Origin of the sequence: Pseudoalteromonas sp. JSTW, assembly GCF_013423925.1 — a bacterium.
In the GTDB taxonomy this organism is placed as follows: domain Bacteria; phylum Pseudomonadota; class Gammaproteobacteria; order Enterobacterales; family Alteromonadaceae; genus Pseudoalteromonas; species Pseudoalteromonas lipolytica.
Genome location: NZ_CP058973.1, coordinates 189,642 through 212,888, shown reverse-complemented (window position 1 = coordinate 212,888; position 23,247 = coordinate 189,642). Strand labels below are relative to the sequence as shown.

The following is a 23,247-nucleotide window of genomic DNA, read 5'->3' as shown; positions in this document are numbered from 1 at the left end:
AATACCCAAGGTATGTGGGTTGTAATGTCACAACCCACACAATAGCGCAGTTCTAGAACGTGTAAGTTGCTTTCACGTAATAGAAACCACCATTAATCCCATAAGGTGATGTCTCGTAGTATTTGCCACCCCAGTTATTGTTAGGGATCTCTGTACTGTCGAAGAAATCAAGTTTTTCAGCTTCTTGATCAAATAGGTTTTGTGCACCTACCGAGAAACTAATTGACTCAGTTAAGAAGTAGGTAACCTCTGCATCCAGAGTAATAGCTGCGTCAGCTGTTTTAGCTGTTGCATCATAATCAACGTGAACACCTTGGTATTCGCCATAGTAATTTACACGTGTGAAAGCAGAGAAATCTTCCCATTGTTGTGCCCAGCTTAATGTAGCACGGTGATTAGGCAAATCGTTTTCTAAACGGCTTACTTTAAACTCACCTGTAATAGGGGTCGACTTAGTAACTTCAGTATCATTCCAGTTGTACGCTAAACTAAATGTTGAGCTTCCGCCAAGTAGTTCAGTTGAGTAGTTAGCAACTAAATCAATACCTTGAGTTGTTGTATCAAAGTCATTTGTGAAAAAGCTAACTTGCGCTAAGTTTTGTACATTGGGTACACCCGCAGCTTCAAGAGTATCTTTGTCTGCTTGGCTTAGCTCAATTTTATCTGATTGACTGATTCGGTCATCTACTTGAATGTTGTAGTAGTCTACTGTTAAGAATAAGTCACCTAAGGTCCATACGGCACCAAATGTGTAGCTCTGTGATTCTTCAGGTTCAAGCTCGGTACCCCCTAATTGCACTGCAATCGGGTTAGTGGGTGGTAAAAGTGCTGAGTCTACTAATACACCGCTACTTAAGTTTGTTTGCACGTTACTTACGTTCGCTTGTCCGACCGTTGGCGCACGGAAACCTGTACTGATTGAACCACGAATATTTAGATCTTCTGTTAAATGGTATTGACCCGTTAACTTATAGTTAGTGGTTGAACCAAATGTGTCATAGTCTTCATAACGAAGTGCTAAGCCCACTAAGAAATCTTCTGTAAAGGGGGCTTCTACGTCTACATACGCTGCGTAGTTACGGCGAGTATACTCACCGGCATCAGACGGTTTGAAACCAGGGAAGCCGTTTGAGCCGATACCAAAGCCTTGCTCTGTTAGTGGACCCGCTGTAAAGGAAGCAACATCACCTGACACAACGGTGAACGTTTCTTCGTGCCATTCAAGACCACCTGCAACGTTTACGTCGTATGCTAAGCCAAAATCATAACCTTTAGATAAATCAGCGTTAAAGTTTTTCTCTAACTGTGAGTATTTACCAGGGCTAAAGTCGCGTGGACTATCAGGACCAAGCGACGCGTTAATTGTATCGTAGATGAAGTAACGAGATTCGTTATAACCTACCGTACCACTTAAATCATAGTAAGCACCATTAAGGAAACCACTGGTTATTTCACCTTTGGTACCAATTGTTAGTGCTGTATCTGTGATATTCCCACCAAAGTTTGGTGTGAAACCGCCAGGTAAAATTTCATTGAATGCAAAACAGTCTGGGTTATTCGCTACACGGTTAATGTAATCAGTGTTATTTAACACGTTGCCATCAATCTTTATGTCGTCTGGGCAGTTACCGCTCATATCACCCGTTAAATCACCAACAAGTAAGGTTTCGCCGCCGTCATTTGAATAAACACCTGGGCGAGTATGCGGGTTACGATAATAGAAACCACCACGTACATCTCGCTCAGAATAGTTACCAAACATGTAAAAATCTGACGTATTACTTAATTGAAGACCAATGTTACCAAAGATTGAAATGTCATCATTTACCTCTGGTGCACCCCATACTTGTGCTAGTGGTGACACGTCTGGTACACCCGCAGCAGATAGCTCAGCTGCGTCATGGCGTTGAACTGAACGACTTGTTGCATCAGCCGTTTTGTATTGGAAACTTAAATTTGCAAAGCCACTGTCTGTAAATGGAAGGCCCACATTACCAGAGATTTGTGTTGTATCTCCATCTCCTTCGTAGTATTCGCCTTGGCGGATTTCAAACGAGCCACCCTCAGACGCATCTTTTAATACGAAGTTCATTACACCTGCGATGGCATCAGAACCATACTGTGCCGCTGCACCATCACGTAAAACTTCAACTTGTTTCAGCGCGATACTTGGGATCACAGAGATGTCTGCACCTTGTGCACCATCGTTAATGCCGCCACCAAGGAAGGCAATTACAGAAGCACGATGACGACGTTTACCATTAACAAGCACTAATGTACTGTCAGCAGGAAGGCCACGTAAATTTGCTGGGCGAACCAGTGATGCAGCATCACTAATCGGGTTTTGGTGTACGTTAAAAGAAGGAACTGAGCCTTTTAAAAGCTCAAGCATATCGGTATTACCAGCTTTAGTAAGTTCTTCGCCGCCTATGATATCAATAGGAACAGGTGAGTCACCGATAGAACGCGGCGCTGAACGAGTACCAACTACTGCGATTTTTTCAACATTTTTGTTAACTTTAGTCTCTTCGGTTGACTCATCTGCAGCAACCACAGAACCCGACACAAACAGACCCGCTGTTGTCGTGGCTAAAGCAAACTTAACAGCTTGTTGTAGCATATTATTTCTTAATTTCATTCTGACTTCCCCAGTTAGAATAGTTATGATTATGCCACCAAATAGGTATTTTAATTTGGTGTAACTAACTTATACCTACTGTTAATTTGATTTGCAAATTGTTAACGAAACGTTTTATTTTGAGTGTTTTTGTCGTATTTTTTGCATTTTTAAGGGGTATGTCACTGAAAACGCATGTGATAAATTATTCGTTGTTTTCTTAAAGGAGGTCAGAATTTATTGTTGAAGCTAAAAAAAATTAAAATTAGTGATTGTTTGTTCGTATTTTGCACTAAAACTGAGTTGGAACGGTTTAATTATTTTGCTTTGATTCGTTTTTTAATTGCCACTGTCGTAATTTCTCTCGGTATTCATCCCAAACACACGGGCAACAACTACCGCCTCCACAACATTCGTCAGGCGCAGGTTTTTGTGGCTTAGGTTCATTTACGTGGCGATCTTGGCACATTTAAAAAATAAAACGAGTTAAGAAAAGTGTGCGAAGGGTAAAGCAAAATCTACTATAAGTAAATTATGCTTTGTGAAGTGAGATGCTTATGTGAAAATAACCGAATGCGATTATATAAAGTTATTCATCGGGCCCCATTTCGAGTGGCTAAAATTACCAAAAAGCGTCAGCAATTACGCTTTAAGCGCGCTATGGTGGCACTTAAAATCGCACTTGCCCAAGAAAAGCAAGAAACCAAAGAAATGCTGCAAATCTATAGACGTTATACACAAGGCCACGCAACTAAAGAAGAGCTGCATACGGCCAATGAACAATTTTTAGATATTCTAAAAGGGATTGGGCTGGGTGTGTTTGCTGTATTGCCTTTTGCACCCATTACGATTCCGCTAGTTGTAAAACTAGGGCAGTGGGTTGGTGTTGATGTTCTTCCGAGTTCATTCAATATCAATAAGTCACTTAAAGAGATAGATCAGCAAGTTGCAAAAGAAGAAGCCGAAGAAAAAGATCACAAGTAAGCTGCGTTTATCAATCTGATTTAGCCTATACCTTTTAGCTCAAGTTATTGGTATGCTTAATTACCTTTTCTTTATATTGAGTCGTTTAATGAGTTCATTAATTCGTCATTCTTCTACGGGTATTCCGCTCTCTTTCATTGAAAAAACGCATTTAGCATCGTGGTTATCTGAACAGCCGCAAGCTTTGCAAAACTGGTTAAGTAATTGCGACTTTAAAAACAAGGGGCTTGCGCTCGTAGCTGACAGTGAATCAGGTGATTTGGTTCATGTGTATTGCCTTGTAAACGATATTAACGATTTTTGGCTTGCAGGTGACTTGTCGACTAAATTGCCGGCTGGTTGTTACCAAATTCAGGGTGACAGTGCCTTTGTCGAACAGGTTGCACTTGGCTTTATGTTAGGTGGTTATGAGTTTAGTGAATATAAAGAGAAACCATCGCCACGAGCACAACTTGCTATCAGTGATGAAAGCCTTGCCAAGCGCTTGACTGAATTCGCAAGCGCAATAAATTTAGTACGCGATCTCGTAAATACACCTGCAGCCGATATGATGCCACAACATTTATCACAAGTGATGGCTGACTTAGCTGATAATTTTGATGGTGAGTTTAGTGAATGGGTTGGCGATGAGTTGCTTGAGCAAAATTATCCCACAATTCACATGGTTGGCCGTGCAAGTGAAAACAAACCACGTTTGTTAGACTTACGCTGGGGCGCAAAAGATGCTCCTCAAATTACCCTTGTGGGCAAAGGGGTGTGCTTTGACTCGGGCGGTTTAGACTTAAAACCAAGCTCGGGCATGCGCAACATGAAAAAAGACATGGGGGGCGCAGCTCATGTCATTGGCTTAGCGCAGCTAATTATGGCAGCGAACTTGCCGATACGTTTACGTGTCTTGGTTCCTGCTGTAGAAAATGCTGTATCGCGTAATGCATTCAGACCGGGTGATGTTATTAAAACCCGAAAAGGTATCACTGTTGAAATTGATAACACGGATGCCGAGGGGCGTTTAGTGTTATGTGATGCGTTAGCAGAAGCACAAAACGACAATCCCGATCTTATTATTGACTTTGCAACGCTCACAGGAGCGTGTCGTATTGCGCTTGGTACTGAACTGCCAGGCTTTTTTGCGAACGATAACGAGGTAGCCAGTAAGTTGATGAGCGCCGGAGAAAAGTGCTTTGATCCCGTTTGGCAGTTGCCTTTATTCAGTCAATACAAAGCGTTATTAAAGAGTGATGTGGCTGATATTGCGAACTGTGCATCAACCCCATTTGGTGGAGCTATCACTGCTGCACTTTACTTAAAAGAGTTTATCGAACCGAATACGCCTTGGGTTCACTTTGACGTTATGGCGTGGAACTTACGCCCATTGCCTGGTCGTCCTGTGGGAGGGGAAGCACTCGGTATTCGTGCTGTATTTAACTACCTACAAGACCGTTTTCAATAAGTGTTATATTTGATACAACTCTAACGGTAAATCATCGGGATCAGCAAAAAACGTAAATTGCTTCCCGGTGATTTCATCGACACGAATATCTTCCACATCTACACCTTGTTGTTCTAAGTACTGTTTAGCTTCCGTTATATTGGCCACTTTAAAAGCTAAATGGCGCAGTCCTTGTGCTTCAGGATAACTTGGTCTTGTGGGCGCATTTACAAATGAAAACAACTCTATTTGACTGCCGTCTGGCAGTGCAAGGTCTAGCTTGTAAGAATCGCGTTCTTTTCGGTACTGCTCATGGATAATTGGCAATTTTAAAATTTCAGTGTAAAAGTGTTTTGAATGCTCATAATCACTACAAATAATCGCTACATGGTGAACACCTAATAATCCGATTGTTTTCATATATCAACAGTATCCTTGAAACAAAAAAGCGCGGACAATTGCCGCGCTTAATTCACAATATATAGCTTGTTATTCAGCCGCTTTACATGCTGCAACAGCCGGCGCAACAAGTTCTAAGCCTGTTTTATCGCAGGGTGGAAGGCTTGCGTCTGAAATTGAGATAGGCGTTACGCGCTCGCCCCATTTAATGTAGCTTGCAGCCCACGTTAAACCGGCACCAAATGCCGCAGACATAATATTCGAGTTTGGTTTTATAAGGCCTTGCTCAACAGCTTCGCAAATCGCAATTGCAATCGTTGCAGCTGATGTATTACCGTAATCAGCAATGTTGACCATTACTTTTTCGTCAGCCACCTTTAAGCGCTGCTGAATAGCTTGAATAATACGTAAGTTTGCTTGGTGCGGAACAAGTACATCGATGTCATCAAGTTTTAACTGCGCTTGATTAAGCACATCATCACACGCTTCGCTCATTCCTTTAACGGCACGTTTGAAGATTTCACGGCCTTCAAATAATAAGTTAGACGGGCCAATTGGCGCGTACTTATTAAGATCGCTACCAAAATTTTCGATATGCAAAATATCACGATCTTCGCTATCACAGCCTGTTTTAGTTGCCAATAAACCAGATGGAGTATCAGACGCTTCTAATACTACAGCGCCCGCACCATCACCAAATAATACTGCACTGTCACGACGTTCCCAATTGATGTACCAGGTCATGCGCTCTGCTGCGATAACCACCGCTTTTTTGATCATACCAGCACGAATTTGTGCAGTAGCTGCTTGTAGTGCGTATAAAAAGCCTGAACATGCCGCGTTTGTATCCATTGCTGCTGCACCCACCGCACCAATATTCTTTTGTACAAGTGAGGCTGTATTAGCCACCATTGTTGAGGGGGTACATGTTGCGAGTAAAACAAGGTCAATGTCTTTCCCATCAACACCTGCGCATGCAAGTGCGTGTTTTGCAGCGACAGTTGCTAAATCAGCAGTGCTAACGTGGCTTACACGACGAGACTTAATACCCGTACGTGTTGTGATCCATTCATCGTTAGTATCAACTATATTGCTGATTTCGTCGTTGCTAATGCTTGCTGGTGGTATACATTTACCCCAGCCAGTGATTTGGGCATAAGACATAATGTGTTCTCTTTATGTGGTCAGACTTGTTAAAATTTTGCCGAAGTTATATCAAAATTCACTTGTTAAGACTAGCGTAACACACTGCTATGTCGCAAATAATGGCTTTTACTCGGTATTTAAGTTAAACCTAGTATAAAAATGAGGCGAATATGAAAAAAATAAATCTAAAAATAGGCACCTTATCGGTACTGGTTTCTTTGTGCACATTTTCAGTGAGTGCTGACACGTTGCTGATCCATGCAGGGAAAATGTTGGTTGGCGTTGAGCAAGCTGTAAAACAACAACAAACCATCGTGATCGAAAACGATAAAATTACAGCAATTGAAGCTGGTTATTTAACTAAAGAGCAATTAAATCTTACAGATGCAACGATTATTGATTTAAAAAATCAGATGGTGCTCCCCGGTTTAATCGATATGCATGTGCACTTAACATTTGAACGAGATACTAAGCGAAACCCCCATCAGTGGTTAACTGAGTATGAAGCGGATGATGCTCTGCGTTCACTCAAGTATTTAAAGCGCACAGTCGACGCAGGTTTTACCTCAGTGCGTGACTTAGGCAGCCGTTATCAAGTTATTTTTCCATTAAAGCGTGCAATTGAGCGGGGTGATATACCTGGGCCAAGAATTTTTGCGGCAGGCGATATGATTACCCCAACGGGAGGGCATGCCGATATGCACGGGTACCGCCGTGATGTTAGCCAAGCCATTGGCGGTGGGTTAGGCGTGTGTAATGGCGCTGATGATTGTACTCGAGCCGTAAGAGATGTAATAAAAAGTGGGGCCGATGTCATTAAAATCACTGCCACGGGTGGGGTGTTGAGTAATACAGCTGCCGGTGTTAATCAGCAGTTTACCGATGATGAACTTACTGCAATCGTTAATACGGCTCATCACTTAGGTCGCCCAGTTACTGCACATGCACATGGCACAGAAGGTATCAAAGCGGCTTTACGAGCGGGTGTAGACTCAATTGAACACGGCTCTTTTTTAGATAAAGACACTGTTAAGCTATTTAAGAAACAAGATGCGTATTTAATCCCAACATTACTTGCAGGTGCTACAGTCAAACAAGAAGTATTAGAAAACCCCAACATGCCAAAAGCAATTGCTGATAAAGTTGAGTTTGTAGCTCCAAAAATGGAGGCATCGTTTAAATTAGCGTTAAAAAATAAGGTTAAAATAGCATTTGGAACAGATTCAGGCGTATCAAAGCATGGTGATAATGCAAAAGAGTTTGAGCTACTTGTTAATTATGGCATGACACCAAAAGAAGCAATAAAGTCAGCCACTGTCGAGGCCGCTAAATTATTAGGGCAAAGCGAGCACCTTGGTGACTTGAGTGTTGGTAAACAAGCAGATATTATCAGTGTTAATATGAATGTACTTGATAACATTAGTGAACTTAGAAATGTACGCTTTGTTATGAAAGGCGGAGACGTGCTCAAACAGTAAGGGTAACTACGATGAGCGGTAAAATTAAAGCAACGTTATTTAATCAGCTCATTGAGGCTGAAAGGCAATTGCTAGAACCTGAGATCCGTCAGTCTGCAGATGCACTCGATGCGTTGCTCGATGATGACTTTATTGAAATTTCAGCTAATGGCACGTCGTTTAATAAGTTTCAGGTTTTAACTCGTTTACCGACTGAAGTCGTTCCTCAGTTTTATAATCAACACTTTAAAGGGCGGATGCTGAGTGATGAGATTGCCCAATTGAGTTATCAAGCTGCTTTTAGGCGTTCCGCCCGTGCTGAGTTTAATTATTCAATTCGCATGTCGCTATGGCGCTTTAATGGTCAACAATGGCAAATGGTGTTTCATCAAGGAACACCTTGCGCTCCCTTTACTATTTCTATGGATGACGATTAAGTCACTTAACGCTTTTTATGCAAACTGATCCGGCGATTAGTCGTTTACTTACTTTAAGAAGTGCAGCTATTGCTGTGCAATTTTTTGCTGTTGTTTCGGTATACTTTTTATTTGATTATCAAGTTGCCATCTTCCCTTTACTGGCTGTGATTAGTGTTGAAGCACTGTTCCAATTGCTCAGTATTTTAGCGTATCGCAAAGTGAACCACGCGAAACCGATTGCCGTGTTGATGCAGTTGACTGCTGATATCTTATTTTTATCAATATTGTTGTCTTTGAGTGGGGGCGCCACGAACGCATTTGTGTCGCTGTTACTTTTACCAATTATGATTGCTGCCGTGTCGGTTAATGGTAAAGGATTAGCTTACATAGCCGGGCTTGCTATCGCGGCGTATAGCTATTTGCTGTTTAAAATGCCTGATCACAGTATGCATCAAATCGACATGACTCATCACTTTATTGGGATGTGGGTTAACTTCGTGATAAGTGTGATTGTAATTGCATTTATAATCGGTGCGCTAAATCGGACGATTAAAGCACGCGATGCCACTATAGCAAGAGGCCGAGAGCAGCAGCTCAGGCACGAGCAATTGTTAACATTAGATGGTGCAGCTGCACAAATTACCCATCAGTTAGCAAGTCCTATAGCAAACCTGCAATTTCTTTACGAAGAGCTTAAAGAGCAGCAAGCTGACGACCCCATTATACAAGAAATGGCCAAGCCATTGGAGCAGTGCAATGAGCAACTAGCGCATTTTAGAGCGCTATCATCTGCGCTTAGAACAGGTAAAACGCAAACAATAATACCGGTCGATGTGCTGCAAAAAGAAATAGCAGATGCTGCATTATTACATCATCCAGAACACACGCTTGAATGGTTAAATGAACCACCTAAATGCACTATTCTGAGTGATGCAATGTTATTACCCGCTATTTTGAATTTGCTACAAAATGCAGTATTAGCAAACAATCAGCAGCACTCTCACATAGAAGCTCGTTGGCAGTTTAACGCGGATTCGGTTTCTTTATCTTTACGTGATTTTGGTCAAGGTTTAAGTGAGCAACAAATGGCAGCATTAGGGGGTCAACTTATGCCGAGTCAACATGGTATGGGGATGGCAGTAATGCTTTCTAATGTGACTTTGGAACGCTTAGAAGGCTCACTTACAGTGAGTAATCATAAAGAGCAGGGGGCTGTAGCTACAATCACCCTGAAAGTGGCATGAATTTATTAATAATCGAAGACGACATTAATCTAGCCAACACGCTAGCCAGACGCTTTACAAAACATGGCTTTTGTTGTCAGCTTGCCCACAGTTGTCAGCAAGCAATTGACATTTGTAGTGCTTTTTCACCCAGTCATTTTTTAGTCGATTTAAAGTTAAAAGATGAAAATGGCTTAACGTTAATAAAGCCAATGCGCCAGCAATTTCCGCGTTCACGTATTATCCTTCTAACAGGCTTTGCAAGTATTGCCAGTGCGGTTGAAGCGATTCGTCTCGGTGCAGATGATTATTTACCCAAACCCGTAGATTTTGTATCGTTATTGAGAACATTACTTGAGGGCAGTGAGGCAGAGCAACCTACTCATACTTTGCCGCAAACACAAATAATGTCGCCAGAACGACTCGAATGGGAACATATTCAACACGTATTGCATCGTAATCATGGCAATATATCTGAAACAGCAAGGCAGTTGAACATGCACAGACGAACCTTACAACGTAAACTTCAAAAGAAACCCGTTCAGCAATAAAGATGATATTTAAGTATTGTTAAATTAAGTAGCACAACATAAAAAAGGTATTTAGTATTAGAACCAAATACCACTCGTCACATTTGATTTGCTGCTTTGGGATTCCTTAACTAAAGTCAAATTAACCCTATTGGTTGTATGAGTCTGGTGTATGGATTTTTCTCAACTGAATTTTTTTGCCGTATTTCTTGCTGCGCTTGCTTCTTTTCTTCTTGGGGCTGTTTGGTATTCTCCGTGGCTTTTTAAACGCATTTGGATGGAGAGCTGCGGTTTAACAGAACTTGATCTTCAGCAAATCAATCATGTCATGGTGTTTGGTGGCAGTTTTGTGCTGTGTCTATTAATTGCTTTAAGTTTATCTTTATTTATTGGTAGCAATGTTAATGTAGGCGTTGCCGTAGGCACAGGGTTCATCATCGGTTTATGTTGGGTAAGTTGCGCACTTGGCATTGGTTATATTTTTGAGCAACGACCCCTTAAATTGTTTTTAGTGAACGCTGGCTATTCTATTTTACAGTTCTCTTTAACGGGTTTGGTTTTGGGGCTTTGGCCATAGACATGGTAGCATGCGTTTTTTAATCGCGTTTAGTGTGGAGTTTATGGCTAAACCCAATAAAAAAGGCCCGACGAAAACCGTTGATATATTTTGTAGTCAGTGCAAGTGCCAATTATTTAAATACCGCAAAGGCGGCAAAGGTGCATTAGTTAAGTGCTTTGTTGAACGTATAAGCCAAAATTTTACAGCACAGACGGGTGTTTGCCCGCAGTGCCATCGTCATTTTGCCCGCGAAACAATGATAAGAGGCACACCCGCATTAAAAATTATTGGCGGTAAAGTGACGCATAAGTAGCTTATACATAGAATGCGGACATTTATCCTCGTTTAAGTTATCTGCTTTGATACCATTGTTCGGTTTGCTGTTTCAATGAATGAAAACAACCCTCCCCATGGATTGGGCCAGTTGTTTGGGTATAAACAAATGAACAATATGGATTCACGTACGTGATAGCACTTTTATTTGATATTATTGGTATGACGGGTACTTTCTTGGTAGTAGGTGCCTTTTTCATGTTACAACTAAATAAAGCATCCCCGACAGGGCTTGTGTATAACATGATGAACTTAACTGGCGCGGTGCTGCTGTTAATTAGTTTGTGTTATAACTTTAACTTGGCCAGCTTTGTCATTGAAATATTTTGGATTGCGGCATCATTGATTGGCTTATACAAATATCTTAAAACTAAGCGCAGTGAGCGTGTTAAGCAGTTTAGCTAATTGAGACGTTAAACTAATGATACAGGAGCCCATAACTATAAAGTACATGGGCTTTTTTATTACACCAAGTACAGAGCGTCAAAGACTGTATAAAATTAAGTGAATTGGTATAAAAAGATTGCAAGCTTACCCATCTTTTGTATTAATAGTGTAAACAGAGTGTTGCAGTGCAACATTTAATCATTATTACGGGTGTCTCGCAGCATGAAGTTTTTACTATGTTCAACACTTTTTTTAATCGCAAATTCCCCAGCAGCGCTATTTGGCGCAGAAGCTTCTGAAGATGAAGATTTATTTTCATTAAGTTTTGAAGATTTACTCGATGTACACGTTGATATTGCGAGTAAAACAGCGGAAACCCTGTCATCAGTTCCTTCAACAATGAGCGTGTTTAGCCGTCAGCAAATTCAAGCGCTCGGAGTTGATAATGCGTATGAAGTGATGAATTTTGTTGCGGGTATGCAATCAACCCGCGGTGATTGGGTAGGGGCTGTGCCTAAAGATCATGCCCGAGGAGTGTACCTAGATAGTGGTAATGTGTTGGTGATGATCAACGGTGAGCGCGTCAATGAATCATCATTTGGTAAGGCTTCGGTCTACATGCCTTACATACCTATTGAGGTAATAGAAAAAATAGAGTTTATTCGTGGGCCGGGCTCTGCTTTATACGGTAGTAACGCCTTTTTAGGTGTGATGAATATTGTCACGACAAAAGAGCGTAATGCATTACAGGCTGTAGCAGGCAACAATGGTCGTTACGGAGCAACAGCACAGTTTTATAAGCATTTTAGTGACACGGTGTCGGCGTATGCGACGTTATCATACGAAAGTAAATCGGGTGAACGCTACCCACAAGACGTAAAAGACCCTCTAAAAGCGGTGTATATTGAGGCAGGGTTAGATTATAAAAAACTTTCACTTCATACACGTTACAATGAAACGCAACTTGATGAGTTTTTAAATCTTGCCGGTTATTCGAAACAAAACCAACACACCAGTGATAATACGTTTATAGGCATTAAATATAATTGGCTTAATACCGATAAATTCAAGCTAGATAGTCATTACTCTTACAGTAAACATGCAATATCAACGGCTGGGTTGATTGCTGAATTTGACGATATGCCAGACTTTTTATTAGGGCCCGATTGGCAAACCTATGACAGTAAATTTTCAACAGAATTAAGTTATCAGCTTGATAATCAATGGCAATTAGCTGCAGGCGTTGAATATGCTGAGGCAAAGCAGCAAAAAGCCGATGTACGTACTAACTATTATGACAGTGACTCACAACAAGTTATCCTCGCGCCTGCTTATTATCAAAATGGGATTGTACGTATTAAAGATTTTCCTTTATTTGCGTCATTAAAGTATACCTTTGAAACGGTGAGTGCTTACGGGCAATTAAAGATTCCATTTTCTGACTCGTTCACGTTCTTTATAGGGGCACGCTATGATGATGTTAAAGATATCGACAGTAAATTATCACCTCGATTAGCAAGCATTTACGAAATTAATCAGTCACATACATTAAAGCTTCAATATGGCGAATCGTTCAGAACACCGGTGACGAATGAACTTTTTTCTAATGACTCTGTGACGAAAGGTAATCCATCATTACAATCTGAATCAGTTAAAACCACTGAACTTGTTTGGCACTATCAAAACGCGACACTTCAAACAAATGCGGTACTTTTCTATAATGAACTTAATGACTTTATTGAGACTGTGCCCTTTCAAGGCAGTGACACACTGTTCACTTTTGAAAACTCACTCAACACTGATAACCGTGGTTTAGAGCTGGATGCTACATGGCAATATAATAAAAAATTTGCGCTTACGGGAACCTATACACACTATTTCCATGAGCCGATAAATGCCAGTTTTAAACGCTTTGCCAGCTTAGTTACCCGTTATAACTTAAACGATAGTTGGCAGCTAAGCCTAAACATTTTATGGCGTGACCAAGTGAATGCGGCTTCATTAAACGGTGATGAGTTTAACCAATCGGCTTATAGTTTATTAGGAGGCACGGTTAAATGGCAATTGAATACGCATAGTCATTTAATGTTTAAGGCTGAAAACGTATTGGGTAAAAACTATAACGTGTTTGATCCACGTGTTGAGAATGGCTCTGTCGCTGGTACAACAGAAGAATTATCGCTACACTACCAAATCAATTTCTAGCAGTGTCGTGTTTAAGGTCTGAATGTCATCATTAAGTAAAAAGTTAGTTGCGGCAGGTGCTATTTTAATATTGCTGCTTGTATTGGTTTTTTACATTGGTCGACAACACGATTACACAAAAGCCAGTCAATTAAGCCGTGTGCAAGCGGTTCAATTAAGTCACTATTTTTCAAGTGAACTTGAACGGTTTCAAACGATCCCTGCCTTAGTGAGTGCTAATGATTTAGTAAAGACGTTTGTAACTAACCAAGGTGTTGGTGAACAAGCCGTCAATTATTATCTTGAAGATATCCAGCGTGCAAGTGGTGCATCAGATGTTTATTTAATGGACTTATCTGGCTCTGTTGTGGCCAGTAGTAATTGGCAAGTCGATTACACTTTTCTTGGCAGTAACTTTGCGTTTAGGCCGTATTTTTATTTAGCGAAAAAAGGTGAAAAAGTTGCTTACTTTGCACTAGGAATGCGCTCAAGTGAGCGGGGTATATACTTCTCTGAACCGGTTATTGCAGACGGTAAAGTTATTGCCGTCGTGACATTAAAAGTGAATGCAAAAAAGTTTGAGCAAGACAGGCAATTGCTAAATGCGTCAGACAGTACGCACTTTCATATTTCTCTTGAAGACAGTGTTATCGTGATGTCTGATGTGCAAAGCTGGCGTTTAAATTCGTTAAAAGCGCTTAGCGAAAAGCAAATGGAAACGCTTGTAAGTTCAAGGCGATACCTATCACATACGCCAAGTTTATTAGCTTATACTTCTAAGCCTTTAAGTGATAATACGGCTGAGCAAACCATCGAAATAAATAATAAGCGAGTGCGATTTATTAGCGCGTTCGAAACCATCGATATTATCAATGCGAAGGCCAGCGTGCTGGTAGATATAAGCGGTTTAGAAGTTGCACAAATACCACGTTTACTGTGGTTTAGTGTGTTTTATATGATAGTTGTCGTGCTGATACACATGAGTATGGTTCGTTTCGCGGGTTATAAAAAACTCTTATTTTCAAGACACAGTCTTGAGCAAGAAGTGATAGAGCGTACGCATGCACTCGAAAAAGCGCAAAAGGCACTTGTCCAAGCTGCTAAGCTGGCTACGATAGGCCAGTTAAGTGCGGGTATTAATCATGAAATAAACCAGCCATTAAGTGCCATGAACACTTATTTAGTCAGTGCAAAGCGATTGCTTATGAAAGGCAATATTGAACAAGCATCAGAAAACCTTGTATTGGTGCAATCGCTCATTGAGCGTGTACATAAGATCGTTGCTCAACTTAAGCATTTTAGTAAGCCTGCACAAACGCAACTGCGTGAACAGAGCTTATCACGGATGCTTAAAAATGCATTAATGATCGCCAGTGCTCAATTAAAGCAAGATGATATTGATGTTAAAACAGCCGACATCTCAGAACATATCACGGTATGGGTCGACAGTGTAAAGTTTGAACAAGTATTAGTGAATGTAATCACCAATGCCAGCCAAGCGATGGCTGAATGTGAAAAACGCGAATTGAGTTTTGAGCTTGAATTATTTGACGACAGAGTGAAGTTTTCGATATTAGACACAGGCCCAGGCATTGACCAACATGCATTAGGCAGTATTTTTGAGCCATTTTACAGTACCAAAACCAGCAATGGTTTGGGGTTAGGGCTGTCTATCTCCCGACAAATTATCGACTCATTCAATGGTCGATTAAGTGCCCATAACCGCCCTGAAGGGGGCGCACAGTTTATTATTACACTACAAAGCAATAAGGAAACCTCATGAGTTTAGTTGCCAATGCCTGCCAACAGGTGATCGTTATTGATGATGAAGCGGTGATCCGTGATTCATTAAAGCAACTGCTCGAGATTGAAGGCTATCAGGTGCAATGCTTTAGCGAACCAACGGCGGCGTTATCTAAACTAAGTCGTCGTTTTGAGGGGGTTGTATTAAGCGATATTAATATGCCTAAGATGGATGGTTTAACCTTTTTAGAACAAGTTAAGGCATTTGATAGTGAACTACCGGTTATTTTTCTAACGGGCTTTGCAGACGTGTCTGTCGCAGTAAAAGCCATGCAATTAGGGGCTTATGACTTATTTGAAAAGCCGCTAACTGAGCAGCTATTAGATTGCATTGCGCGAGCATGCGATAAACGCGCGTTGGTGATGGAAAACCGTGCATTGAAAATTGCTGTCGAAAAAACATCAGCACCAGGCGTGCGAATTTTGGGTGAAACCGAACAAATGCAGCAGATGATGCATTTACTCAATGCCGTGATTGATACGCCAGCAGATGTATTAATTGAAGGCGAAACAGGCACCGGAAAAGAGCTAGTTGCTCGCTACCTCCACGACCAAAGTAATCGTTCTTCAGCAAATTTTGTTGCCATAAATTGTGGCGCAATTCCTGAGCAGTTAATTGAGAGTGAGTTATTTGGTGCAGCCAGTGGCGCGTACACGGGGGCAACACAATCACGACAAGGTAAGTTTGAATTTGCTAAAGGGGGAACGGTATTTTTAGATGAAATAGAATCGACCCCAGCAAGTTTGCAGGTTAAGTTATTACGCGTGCTTGAAGAGCGAAAAGTTACTCCCGTTGGTGACAATCATGCTGTTGATCTTGATGTGCGTATTGTTGCAGCAACCAAGGTTGATCTACTTTCTTTAGTCGAAGCGGGTGAGTTTAGAGCCGATCTTTATTATCGACTGAACCTCGTTAAAGTGAGTATCCCTGCGTTACGTGATCGTAAAGCTGATATACCGTTGCTGTTTAAACATTTTAGCTCCATTGCGGCGACTCGATTCCATAAACCACCTGCAACACTGAATAGCGAAGCTAAACAACGTCTGTTAGCCTACGATTGGCCTGGCAACGTGCGTGAACTTAGAAACCAAGCAGAACGCGCTGTTTTGTTGGGCTCTGACTTAGCATTTGCCACTAATAATGATAGTAACAACGAAATCCAACTCGCCCAAGATCTCAGTCTCGCTGAAAAAATGAGTTTTTATGAGCAGTCACTGATTGAAGAAGCACTTGAGCGAAACAATGGCAGTATTAAAAATACCATGCAAACCCTGCAAATCGCCCGTAAAACACTCTATGACAAAATGAGTAAGTACGGTATTAATCGTGAAATGTTCAAGGATTAAGCAATCACAAAGTGGGTGTGGGTGGATTAAGTGACATCGCATCTTAAAAAATGTGTGGAAATCCGCACATAAAAACAATGCCAATAAATTGATTTAATCATAACTATATGTATTTTAAGTTTTTTAAATTTATTGTGTGAGTTGGCAATTAATTTGCCTCTAGTGTTAGGAACAACAATTTGAACCTAATATAAAGGGGCGCATAATGACAACAATAGTAACTTATACAAAAACTCGCGTTGCAGCGGGTATAATTTTAGCGTGTTTTGCAAGCTCATCTATGGCTGCTGACTACGCTGTATATGGAAAAGCCGAAGTTCAAATAGCCAACACTGATACTGGTGTGATGCGCTATGCTGATGAAGGTACGCAAATTGATGCACCTTTTTCTCGTATAGGCATCAAGGGCAGTCATAAACTCACTGAATCATTAAAAGCAGTGTTCAAATACGAAGTACAAGTAAAAGGCTTTGAACACGATGATACTAATGAGCCATTCTCAGCACGCAATACATATTTAGGCTTAGCGGGCGATTTTGGTGAAGTTGTCGTTGGTCGTAATGACACGCGCTTTAAATATTCAGAAGGCAAACTTGACGGTTTTAACGAAACACAAGCTGATATTGCGCAGTTGATCCCAGGGCAAGACCGGATTGGCGACACCATTACCTATAGCTCTAAAACATATGCGGGTGCTTCATTAGCGTTAACATACGCGCCAAAAGACGATAGCAGTAATGATGAGTCAGGGTTTGCTGCAACCGTTATTTATGGTGACCGTGCATTAAAATCAGCTAATTATTATGTTGCAATCAGTCATGTTGATGCCCTTAATAAATTAACGGCAAGTCGCGTTGTCGCAGCGTGGAAACACGAAAATCTTCAGTTAGCCGGTTTAATCCAACGTAGTGAATCAACAGACGGGACTAAAGAAGGCAATGGTTATGCTGTAAGTGCAAGCTATGCAATTGATAAATGGGTCCCTAAATTACAATACGTAAAAGACGACTCTAAAATTCGCCATGCTGAAGAAGGTAAACAATGGACAGCAGGTGTTGACTATGTATTTGATAAACAAACAACTGCATACTTATTCTATACTGATTTAGACCTTGATATTGAATCAGATAACAGCATTGCACTTGGCCTTAAGTACAAGTTTTAAGGAGTCGGTATGTCATTAGTTAATCAAACAAAAGACGGCACAGAGCAACGTCCGTTGATGACCACTGTGATGCTTTTATTGGGTCCATTAGTGATGCTATTAACATGCTTAATAGACCCACCAGCAGGGATGAGTGAACCCGCACTTAGAACAGCAGGCCTTGCATTTTGGATGGCATCTTGGTGGGTGAGTGAGGTTGTGCCAATTCCAGCTACTTCATTATTACCACTGGTTATATCACCTCTTGCTGGTATTGCAGCAATCAAAGGGGTTGCAGCACCGTATGCTCACCCTTTGATCTTTTTATTCTTGGGCGGTTTTTTAATTTCTATCGCGATGGAGCGTTGGGGGCTACATAAACGTATAGCACTTAATACAATGCTTCGTGCGGGAACAAAACCTAGCCTACAAATTTTAGCGATGATGTTGGTGACGGCATTTTTATCAATGTGGATGTCAAATACAGCCACTGCGGTGATGATGCTACCGATTGCTATGTCGATCACGATGTTAGTAAAGCAATCTAATCCTGATAACGACCAATTTGGCAAAGCATTATTACTATCTATCGCGTATGGCGCGAGCATTGGTGGTATTGCCACATTGATTGGTACTCCGCCAAATGCATTAATGGCAGCGTACTTATCAGATAGCTATAAAATTGATATTGGTTTTGCACAGTGGATGAAAGTGGGTGTCCCGCTTGCAACAGTCATGCTTATCTTGTGCTGGGTATGGTTAACTAAGTTTGCTTATAAAGTGGATACACCGTGCGCGCAAGATGCGAGCCAAGATACTAAATCATTATTTTCAACCCAGCTTAAAGAGCTTGGCGTAATGCAGCGTGCTGAAAAAGGCGTGGCAATAGTGTTTGTACTTGCTGCAGTGTGTTGGATTTTCAGACCGTTATTGGCTGACTCAACAGGGTTAAAAATATCGGATACAGGCATTGCGATTGCTGCTGCTTTACTGCTGTTTGTGTTACCTGCTAATAAAGGGGATGGCGAGCGTATTCTCGATTGGGAAAGTGCAGCAAAAGTGCCCTGGGGCGTGTTATTACTGTTCGGGGGTGGTTTAACACTTGCTGCGCAAATTAAATCATCAGGCCTAGCAGAGTACATCGCTCATATGATTGAAGGTGCAAGTGTGATTCCGTTAGTACTGAGTGTCTTGGCTGTTGCAACATTGATTACTTTCTTAACTGAGATCACAAGTAATACCGCAACTGCTGCTGGTTTCTTACCGCTATTAGGTCCGGTTGCTGAATCTGTATTTGGAACGCCTTTAGTGTGGGTTATTCCTGCAGCGATTGCATGTAGCTGCGCATTCATGATGCCTGTTGCAACCCCTCCTAATGCCATTGTGTTTGGGTCAGGGCAAATTCAAATGCGTGACATGATCCGATCAGGCTTTGCACTTAATATTATTGCGATTGCGATGATTACGCTAATTACAATGACCATCGCGGCCGCTGTGTTTGGCTTTTAAGATACATTTATAATATCCAACCTATTCCAACCAACAACAGCGCTCACCCTGAGCGCTGTTTTTTTACTTCTATGAAAGTTGCGGCGGTTATTATTGATCGCTATAGTTGAATTTGTCGCTATTCAAGAGATCACATTTTGACTGATATTCAAAGACTTCTACATTCTCAATTCCAGCAACTCAATCGTACTTTTTTGGCTGAACCTTATTTGCCAATCGAGCAGCGTATTAGCATTTTAAAACAGATAAAAAATAGCCTGATTACTAACGAGCAAGCCCTTGTTGCGGCGACGAGTAAAGATTTTGGATACCGCACTGCTTTTGACACCGTACTGGGTGATTTATTACCGACAGTAAAACTCATCAGTGACACAATAAAACGGCTGCCCAAGTGGGCTCGCAATGAGTCGCGTGGTGTGGGTATTAGTTTGTGGCCCTCTAAGGCTCATATTAATTATCAGCCAAAAGGTGTTGTCGGTGTTATTGCGCCGTGGAATTATCCTATACAGCTCGCACTGGTTCCTGTCATTACCGCGTTAGCGGCAGGTAATCGAGTGATGCTAAAAGTCAGCGAATTTACACCCCATACCAATGAGATTATACAGGATATATTTTCTGGTGAGTTAGCAGCGCATTGCCATATTGTTGAAGGGCAGAGCGAGGTTGCTGCGGCGTTTAGTGAACTGCCTTTTGCACACATATTATTTACAGGCTCCACAACAGTAGGTCGTAAGGTGATGCAGGCAGCGAGTCAGCATTTAACACCGGTTACTTTAGAACTTGGCGGTAAATCACCGGTTGTGATTCTTGACGATGTGAATATAAAATCAGTGGCGAAAACATTGCTGTTTGGCAAGCTAAATAATGCAGGGCAAATTTGTGTTGCACCTGATTATGTATTCGTGCCAAAAAAACATGAGCATCAATTACTGCAACAGCTATGTGAGCTCTATAAACAGCATTTTAAAGACGGCGTTGAGGGAAAAAACCTAACTTCAATCGTCTCTGACTCTCAATATCAGCGTTTAAAATCATATTTAGTGGATGCTGAAGATAAAGGGGCTCAGATTTTTAAGCCGCTTGAAGAGAATCAATATGACGATTTAAAACATCGTTTGGGTTTGCATATATTGACGCAAGTTAATGATGCGATGAACGTGATGCAAAATGAAATATTTGGCCCATTACTGCCGATAATGAGCTATGAATCATTGCAACAGGTTATTGACTATATAAATAGTCACCCTCATCCCTTAGCATTGTATATTTTTGGCCACGATAAAGAGAGGATTTCGTTTGTGAGTCAGTCGATTCGCAGTGGCACCTTGGCAATAAATGATGTGTTGATGCAAGTGACCGCAGATCAGCTTCCTTTTGGTGGGATTGGTGAATCAGGAATGGGTCACTACCATGGAATAGAAGGGTTTAAAACTTTTAGTCATGCCAGAAATACATTGGTATCTGGTAAATTTAATCCAAGAACACAGCTATTGCTTAAGCAAAATAAATTGCTTATTACGCTATTAAAATGGATGTACTTGCGTCGATAGACGCAAGTACTTCGTGTCATTATAAACGACCGTCAGGGGCGTATAATCCCGCTTGTATTTTTGCGTAAATAGCGTCGGCTTTTTCTTTTGCAGCTTCAACTTCTGCTGGCATCATGTTTCGCTCGTCAAGTTTACGACTATGACTGGCATCCATATTGCCATTGTATTCAGCAATTGTGTTCCAAATATATGACTTTTCAAGGTTTTTTGGAACGCCCAAACCATCATAATACATTAACGCCATATTATACTGCGCAAGCGTAAAGTTATTTGCAGCAGCCTTTTGATACCAGCTCATTGCTGTGCGGTAGTCCTGTAAAACACCTTCACCATTGGCATACATAACACCTAAATTATATTGTGCTGCAGGGTGGTTTTTTTGCGCTGCCATTTCGTAAAGTGATATTGCTTTCTCTTTGTCTAGTTTTACCCCTTTACCTTCTTGGTAAAGTACACCAAGTGCAAACATTGAATCTGCGTGAACTTGCTTAACGGCTTTTTGGTAAAGCTCTGCTGCTTTACGGTAATCACGCTGAACACCGAACCCACCTTCGTACATTTTAGCTAATTCATAAATAGCGGGTGCATAGCCACGATCTGCAAGGTAATTAAATTCTTGAAGTGCTTCTTCAAAACGTCCTTCATTCGCTGCGAGTTGAGCATCTTCTAGGCTTGCATTGGCAAACGGTGAAAGAAGTAACACGCTGCTTAGCAATAGTGATTTTAAATTAGGCTTGATCATAGTCTGCCTCCAAATGTGTGTTTAAATATCAATAATTAGGGTATTGATAAAAGCCTTGCCGTATCAGCAAATGGGCAAAACATATTGTTAGTTTAGACCCAACTACTGCAAATGCCTAATTTATAGACACCGACACGCTTAGTAATTAACAAGTAGGCTTAAGATACAGATTTTAATAGAAAAACTAAAGAAATAAAAAAAGCCCAGAGTGGGCTTTTTGAGGTCATATCTACCGTCACCGATATGAGCAATGTAGCAAGTAAAGTGTAACGTTTTATGTCGGTGCTCGGGTCGAGGAAGCAACCATCATTCAAGAGTTACGTCTTGAATAAACTTGGTGGAACAGCATCAAACCCTTGTAGGTATTGAAACTGCGGTATAAACAGTTTAGCGAACCAAGTTGTTGATAACGATTATTACTTAGGTTTAACTGTTCGTCAATAGTTAAATGAGAATTAATTTCATTAAAATGCAGGCATTGCATATTTACACTCTCTATCAACTTGCTAAAGTAATTAGACAGGAACAGGATTTTACAAATACAAATGAAAAAAATAGCAAAGTACCTTATTGCACTTAGCATATTGCTTGGCATTGCAGGATGTTCACCTAGTTTTACCTATAACAATCTTGGCTGGTTGTCTGGGTTTTGGATAGACGACTATGTCGACCTGAATAGCGACCAAGCAGATAAGTTTAAACACATAGTTCAAACTAGCCGTGATTGGCACAGAGAAACGCAATTGCCTTTGTACAAGCGTGATCTCGAACATTTAAGATCATTACTTGATAAAAATGTTAGTCATGATGAATTAAAAACCCATTTCTTAGCTGCCAAACAGCATTGGCAAACATTAGTGACAAAACTTGAACCTGAGTTAATTGCATTAGCAAATACATTGTCTTACAAGCAGCGTGTTGAGTTTGTGGCTGCGTTACAAGAGAACATTAACGATGAATATGAAGAGCATGAACAAAAAACGCCAGCAGAGCATGATAAAGCGCGTTTAGATGACAACCTTGATACCTATAAAGAGTGGCTTGGTACAAAGTTATCAACTGAACAAAAAACATTGGTTGTCGATTTCACTCATCAGCGTGTCGATACTTTTTTGCTCTGGATGCAGTACAAACAAAAACGTTTAGATGCACTTAAAACGTTATTTTTACAAGAAACCAAGCCCGCCGATTTTGATCAACAACTTGCGGTTATTATTAACGACCGAGTTGCGTTCATGAGCCAAGCACTTATTAACGCTGACGACAAAAATTTAGAGAATTACGTGAAACTATTGTTAGCACTTAAATCAACATTAACAGACAAACAGCAAAAAAATGTACGCAATGAATTTAATGATCTGATCGAAGAAGTGACAGCGTTAATCAACGATTAGTTGTTTATTTTGAACTGAATATTTAAGCCGGTTCTGTTATTAGCGTGTGCTACTAATCCAAAGAGATACTATGTAGTAATAATAGGGATGT

The 23,247-nt window shown here is 40.9% G+C and carries 21 protein-coding genes; 16 read left to right on the top strand and 5 right to left on the bottom strand.

The features are described 5' to 3' along the window. Positions 1-52: 52 nt before the first annotated feature. A complete protein-coding gene (locus tag GZH31_RS17255) occupies positions 53-2,638 on the bottom strand; it encodes a TonB-dependent siderophore receptor (protein WP_075593320.1) in 2,586 nt (861 codons plus the stop codon). Positions 2,639-2,930: 292 nt separating this feature from the next. Beyond that, positions 2,931-3,086: an oxidoreductase-like domain-containing protein gene (locus tag GZH31_RS17250; protein ID WP_075593321.1), complete on the bottom strand. Its 156-nt coding sequence runs from the start codon at positions 3,084-3,086 to the stop codon at positions 2,931-2,933. Positions 3,087-3,190: 104 nt separating this feature from the next. On the opposite strand from GZH31_RS17250, the gene GZH31_RS17245 reads away from it, so the two are divergent. Further along, complete coding sequence (locus GZH31_RS17245) at positions 3,191-3,601, top strand: hypothetical protein (protein ID WP_036972817.1); 411 nt, start codon at positions 3,191-3,193, stop codon at positions 3,599-3,601. Positions 3,602-3,689: 88 nt separating this feature from the next. After that, the gene (locus GZH31_RS17240; RefSeq protein ID WP_036972816.1) at positions 3,690-5,051 is read left to right on the top strand and encodes a M17 family metallopeptidase; all 1,362 of its coding nucleotides are present in this window, start codon (positions 3,690-3,692) and stop codon (positions 5,049-5,051) included. Between the two features lie 3 nt (positions 5,052-5,054). Here GZH31_RS17240 and GZH31_RS17235 read toward each other — a convergent pair whose 3' ends face one another. Further along, entirely contained in the window at positions 5,055-5,450 is a 396-nt protein-coding gene (locus GZH31_RS17235; RefSeq protein ID WP_174403885.1) for a VOC family protein, read from the bottom strand. A gap of 69 nt (positions 5,451-5,519) precedes the next feature. After that, a complete protein-coding gene (locus GZH31_RS17230) occupies positions 5,520-6,593 on the bottom strand; it encodes a ketoacyl-ACP synthase III (RefSeq protein ID WP_065979118.1) in 1,074 nt (357 codons plus the stop codon). A gap of 152 nt (positions 6,594-6,745) precedes the next feature. Here GZH31_RS17230 and GZH31_RS17225 point away from each other — a divergent pair, with 152 nt between their 5' ends. The 13 genes from GZH31_RS17225 (at position 6,746) to GZH31_RS17165 (ending at position 21,020) form a co-directional block, all read left to right on the top strand. After that, positions 6,746-8,053 (top strand): amidohydrolase family protein, encoded by a 1,308-nt coding sequence (locus GZH31_RS17225; RefSeq protein WP_118844941.1) that lies wholly within the window; start codon positions 6,746-6,748, stop codon positions 8,051-8,053. Between the two features lie 11 nt (positions 8,054-8,064). After that, complete coding sequence (locus GZH31_RS17220; protein ID WP_036972813.1) at positions 8,065-8,469, top strand: DUF4440 domain-containing protein; 405 nt, start codon at positions 8,065-8,067, stop codon at positions 8,467-8,469. A gap of 17 nt (positions 8,470-8,486) precedes the next feature. After that, positions 8,487-9,695, top strand: a complete 1,209-nt coding sequence (locus GZH31_RS17215; protein WP_074989121.1) for an ATP-binding protein — start codon at positions 8,487-8,489, stop codon at positions 9,693-9,695. After that, complete coding sequence (locus tag GZH31_RS17210) at positions 9,692-10,225, top strand: response regulator transcription factor (protein ID WP_065979120.1); 534 nt, start codon at positions 9,692-9,694, stop codon at positions 10,223-10,225. The genes GZH31_RS17215 and GZH31_RS17210 overlap by 4 nt, the downstream gene beginning before the upstream one ends. Before the next feature lie 151 nt (positions 10,226-10,376). Further along, entirely contained in the window at positions 10,377-10,781 is a 405-nt protein-coding gene (locus tag GZH31_RS17205) for a DUF1761 domain-containing protein (RefSeq protein WP_074989122.1), read from the top strand. 43 nt (positions 10,782-10,824) lie between these two features. Further along, positions 10,825-11,076, top strand: a complete 252-nt coding sequence (locus tag GZH31_RS17200) for a hypothetical protein (RefSeq protein ID WP_036972993.1) — start codon at positions 10,825-10,827, stop codon at positions 11,074-11,076. 152 nt (positions 11,077-11,228) lie between these two features. After that, a complete protein-coding gene (locus GZH31_RS17195) occupies positions 11,229-11,501 on the top strand; it encodes a hypothetical protein (RefSeq protein WP_036972808.1) in 273 nt (90 codons plus the stop codon). Between the two features lie 204 nt (positions 11,502-11,705). Beyond that, positions 11,706-13,688 (top strand): TonB-dependent siderophore receptor, encoded by a 1,983-nt coding sequence (locus tag GZH31_RS17190; protein ID WP_074989123.1) that lies wholly within the window; start codon positions 11,706-11,708, stop codon positions 13,686-13,688. 22 nt (positions 13,689-13,710) lie between these two features. Then, complete coding sequence (locus tag GZH31_RS17185) at positions 13,711-15,450, top strand: ATP-binding protein (protein ID WP_036972806.1); 1,740 nt, start codon at positions 13,711-13,713, stop codon at positions 15,448-15,450. Continuing rightward, a complete protein-coding gene (locus GZH31_RS17180) occupies positions 15,447-16,817 on the top strand; it encodes a sigma-54 dependent transcriptional regulator (protein WP_036972805.1) in 1,371 nt (456 codons plus the stop codon). Before GZH31_RS17185 ends, GZH31_RS17180 begins: the two co-directional genes overlap by 4 nt. 205 nt (positions 16,818-17,022) lie before the next feature. After that, positions 17,023-17,982, top strand: coding sequence for a porin (locus GZH31_RS17175; protein WP_180311861.1), 960 nt, complete (start codon positions 17,023-17,025; stop codon positions 17,980-17,982). 57 nt (positions 17,983-18,039) lie between these two features. Next, positions 18,040-19,470, top strand: coding sequence for an SLC13 family permease (locus tag GZH31_RS17170; protein ID WP_227006889.1), 1,431 nt, complete (start codon positions 18,040-18,042; stop codon positions 19,468-19,470). 134 nt (positions 19,471-19,604) lie between these two features. Then, positions 19,605-21,020: a coniferyl aldehyde dehydrogenase gene (locus GZH31_RS17165; protein WP_180311913.1), complete on the top strand. Its 1,416-nt coding sequence runs from the start codon at positions 19,605-19,607 to the stop codon at positions 21,018-21,020. Positions 21,021-21,039: 19 nt separating this feature from the next. Here the strand turns inward: GZH31_RS17165 and GZH31_RS17160 are convergent, their stop codons facing one another. Then, positions 21,040-21,762 (bottom strand): tetratricopeptide repeat protein, encoded by a 723-nt coding sequence (locus tag GZH31_RS17160; RefSeq protein WP_036972801.1) that lies wholly within the window; start codon positions 21,760-21,762, stop codon positions 21,040-21,042. A gap of 545 nt (positions 21,763-22,307) precedes the next feature. Here GZH31_RS17160 and GZH31_RS17155 point away from each other — a divergent pair. Continuing rightward, positions 22,308-23,156, top strand: coding sequence for a DUF6279 family lipoprotein (locus GZH31_RS17155; RefSeq protein WP_180311860.1), 849 nt, complete (start codon positions 22,308-22,310; stop codon positions 23,154-23,156). Positions 23,157-23,247: the final 91 nt, after the last annotated feature.

Bases quoted from the DNA above. Each gene is read 5' to 3' on its own strand.
- GZH31_RS17230 (WP_065979118.1), bottom strand. From the start codon at position 6,593: ATGTCTTATGCCCAAATCACTGGCTGGGGTAAATGTATACCACCAGCA.
- GZH31_RS17205 (WP_074989122.1), top strand. From the start codon at position 10,377: ATGGATTTTTCTCAACTGAATTTTTTTGCCGTATTTCTTGCTGCGCTT.
- GZH31_RS17225 (WP_118844941.1), top strand. From the start codon at position 6,746: ATGAAAAAAATAAATCTAAAAATAGGCACCTTATCGGTACTGGTTTCT.
- GZH31_RS17155 (WP_180311860.1), top strand. From the start codon at position 22,308: ATGAAAAAAATAGCAAAGTACCTTATTGCACTTAGCATATTGCTTGGC.
- GZH31_RS17250 (WP_075593321.1), bottom strand. From the start codon at position 3,086: ATGTGCCAAGATCGCCACGTAAATGAACCTAAGCCACAAAAACCTGCG.
- GZH31_RS17180 (WP_036972805.1), top strand. From the start codon at position 15,447: ATGAGTTTAGTTGCCAATGCCTGCCAACAGGTGATCGTTATTGATGAT.
- GZH31_RS17240 (WP_036972816.1), top strand. From the start codon at position 3,690: ATGAGTTCATTAATTCGTCATTCTTCTACGGGTATTCCGCTCTCTTTC.
- GZH31_RS17215 (WP_074989121.1), top strand. From the start codon at position 8,487: ATGCAAACTGATCCGGCGATTAGTCGTTTACTTACTTTAAGAAGTGCA.
- GZH31_RS17185 (WP_036972806.1), top strand. From the start codon at position 13,711: ATGTCATCATTAAGTAAAAAGTTAGTTGCGGCAGGTGCTATTTTAATA.
- GZH31_RS17245 (WP_036972817.1), top strand. From the start codon at position 3,191: ATGCGATTATATAAAGTTATTCATCGGGCCCCATTTCGAGTGGCTAAA.
- GZH31_RS17255 (WP_075593320.1), bottom strand. From the start codon at position 2,638: ATGAAATTAAGAAATAATATGCTACAACAAGCTGTTAAGTTTGCTTTA.
- GZH31_RS17175 (WP_180311861.1), top strand. From the start codon at position 17,023: ATGACAACAATAGTAACTTATACAAAAACTCGCGTTGCAGCGGGTATA.
- GZH31_RS17170 (WP_227006889.1), top strand. From the start codon at position 18,040: ATGACCACTGTGATGCTTTTATTGGGTCCATTAGTGATGCTATTAACA.
- GZH31_RS17160 (WP_036972801.1), bottom strand. From the start codon at position 21,762: ATGATCAAGCCTAATTTAAAATCACTATTGCTAAGCAGCGTGTTACTT.
- GZH31_RS17210 (WP_065979120.1), top strand. From the start codon at position 9,692: ATGAATTTATTAATAATCGAAGACGACATTAATCTAGCCAACACGCTA.
- GZH31_RS17200 (WP_036972993.1), top strand. From the start codon at position 10,825: ATGGCTAAACCCAATAAAAAAGGCCCGACGAAAACCGTTGATATATTT.
- GZH31_RS17220 (WP_036972813.1), top strand. From the start codon at position 8,065: ATGAGCGGTAAAATTAAAGCAACGTTATTTAATCAGCTCATTGAGGCT.
- GZH31_RS17235 (WP_174403885.1), bottom strand. From the start codon at position 5,450: ATGAAAACAATCGGATTATTAGGTGTTCACCATGTAGCGATTATTTGT.
- GZH31_RS17190 (WP_074989123.1), top strand. From the start codon at position 11,706: ATGAAGTTTTTACTATGTTCAACACTTTTTTTAATCGCAAATTCCCCA.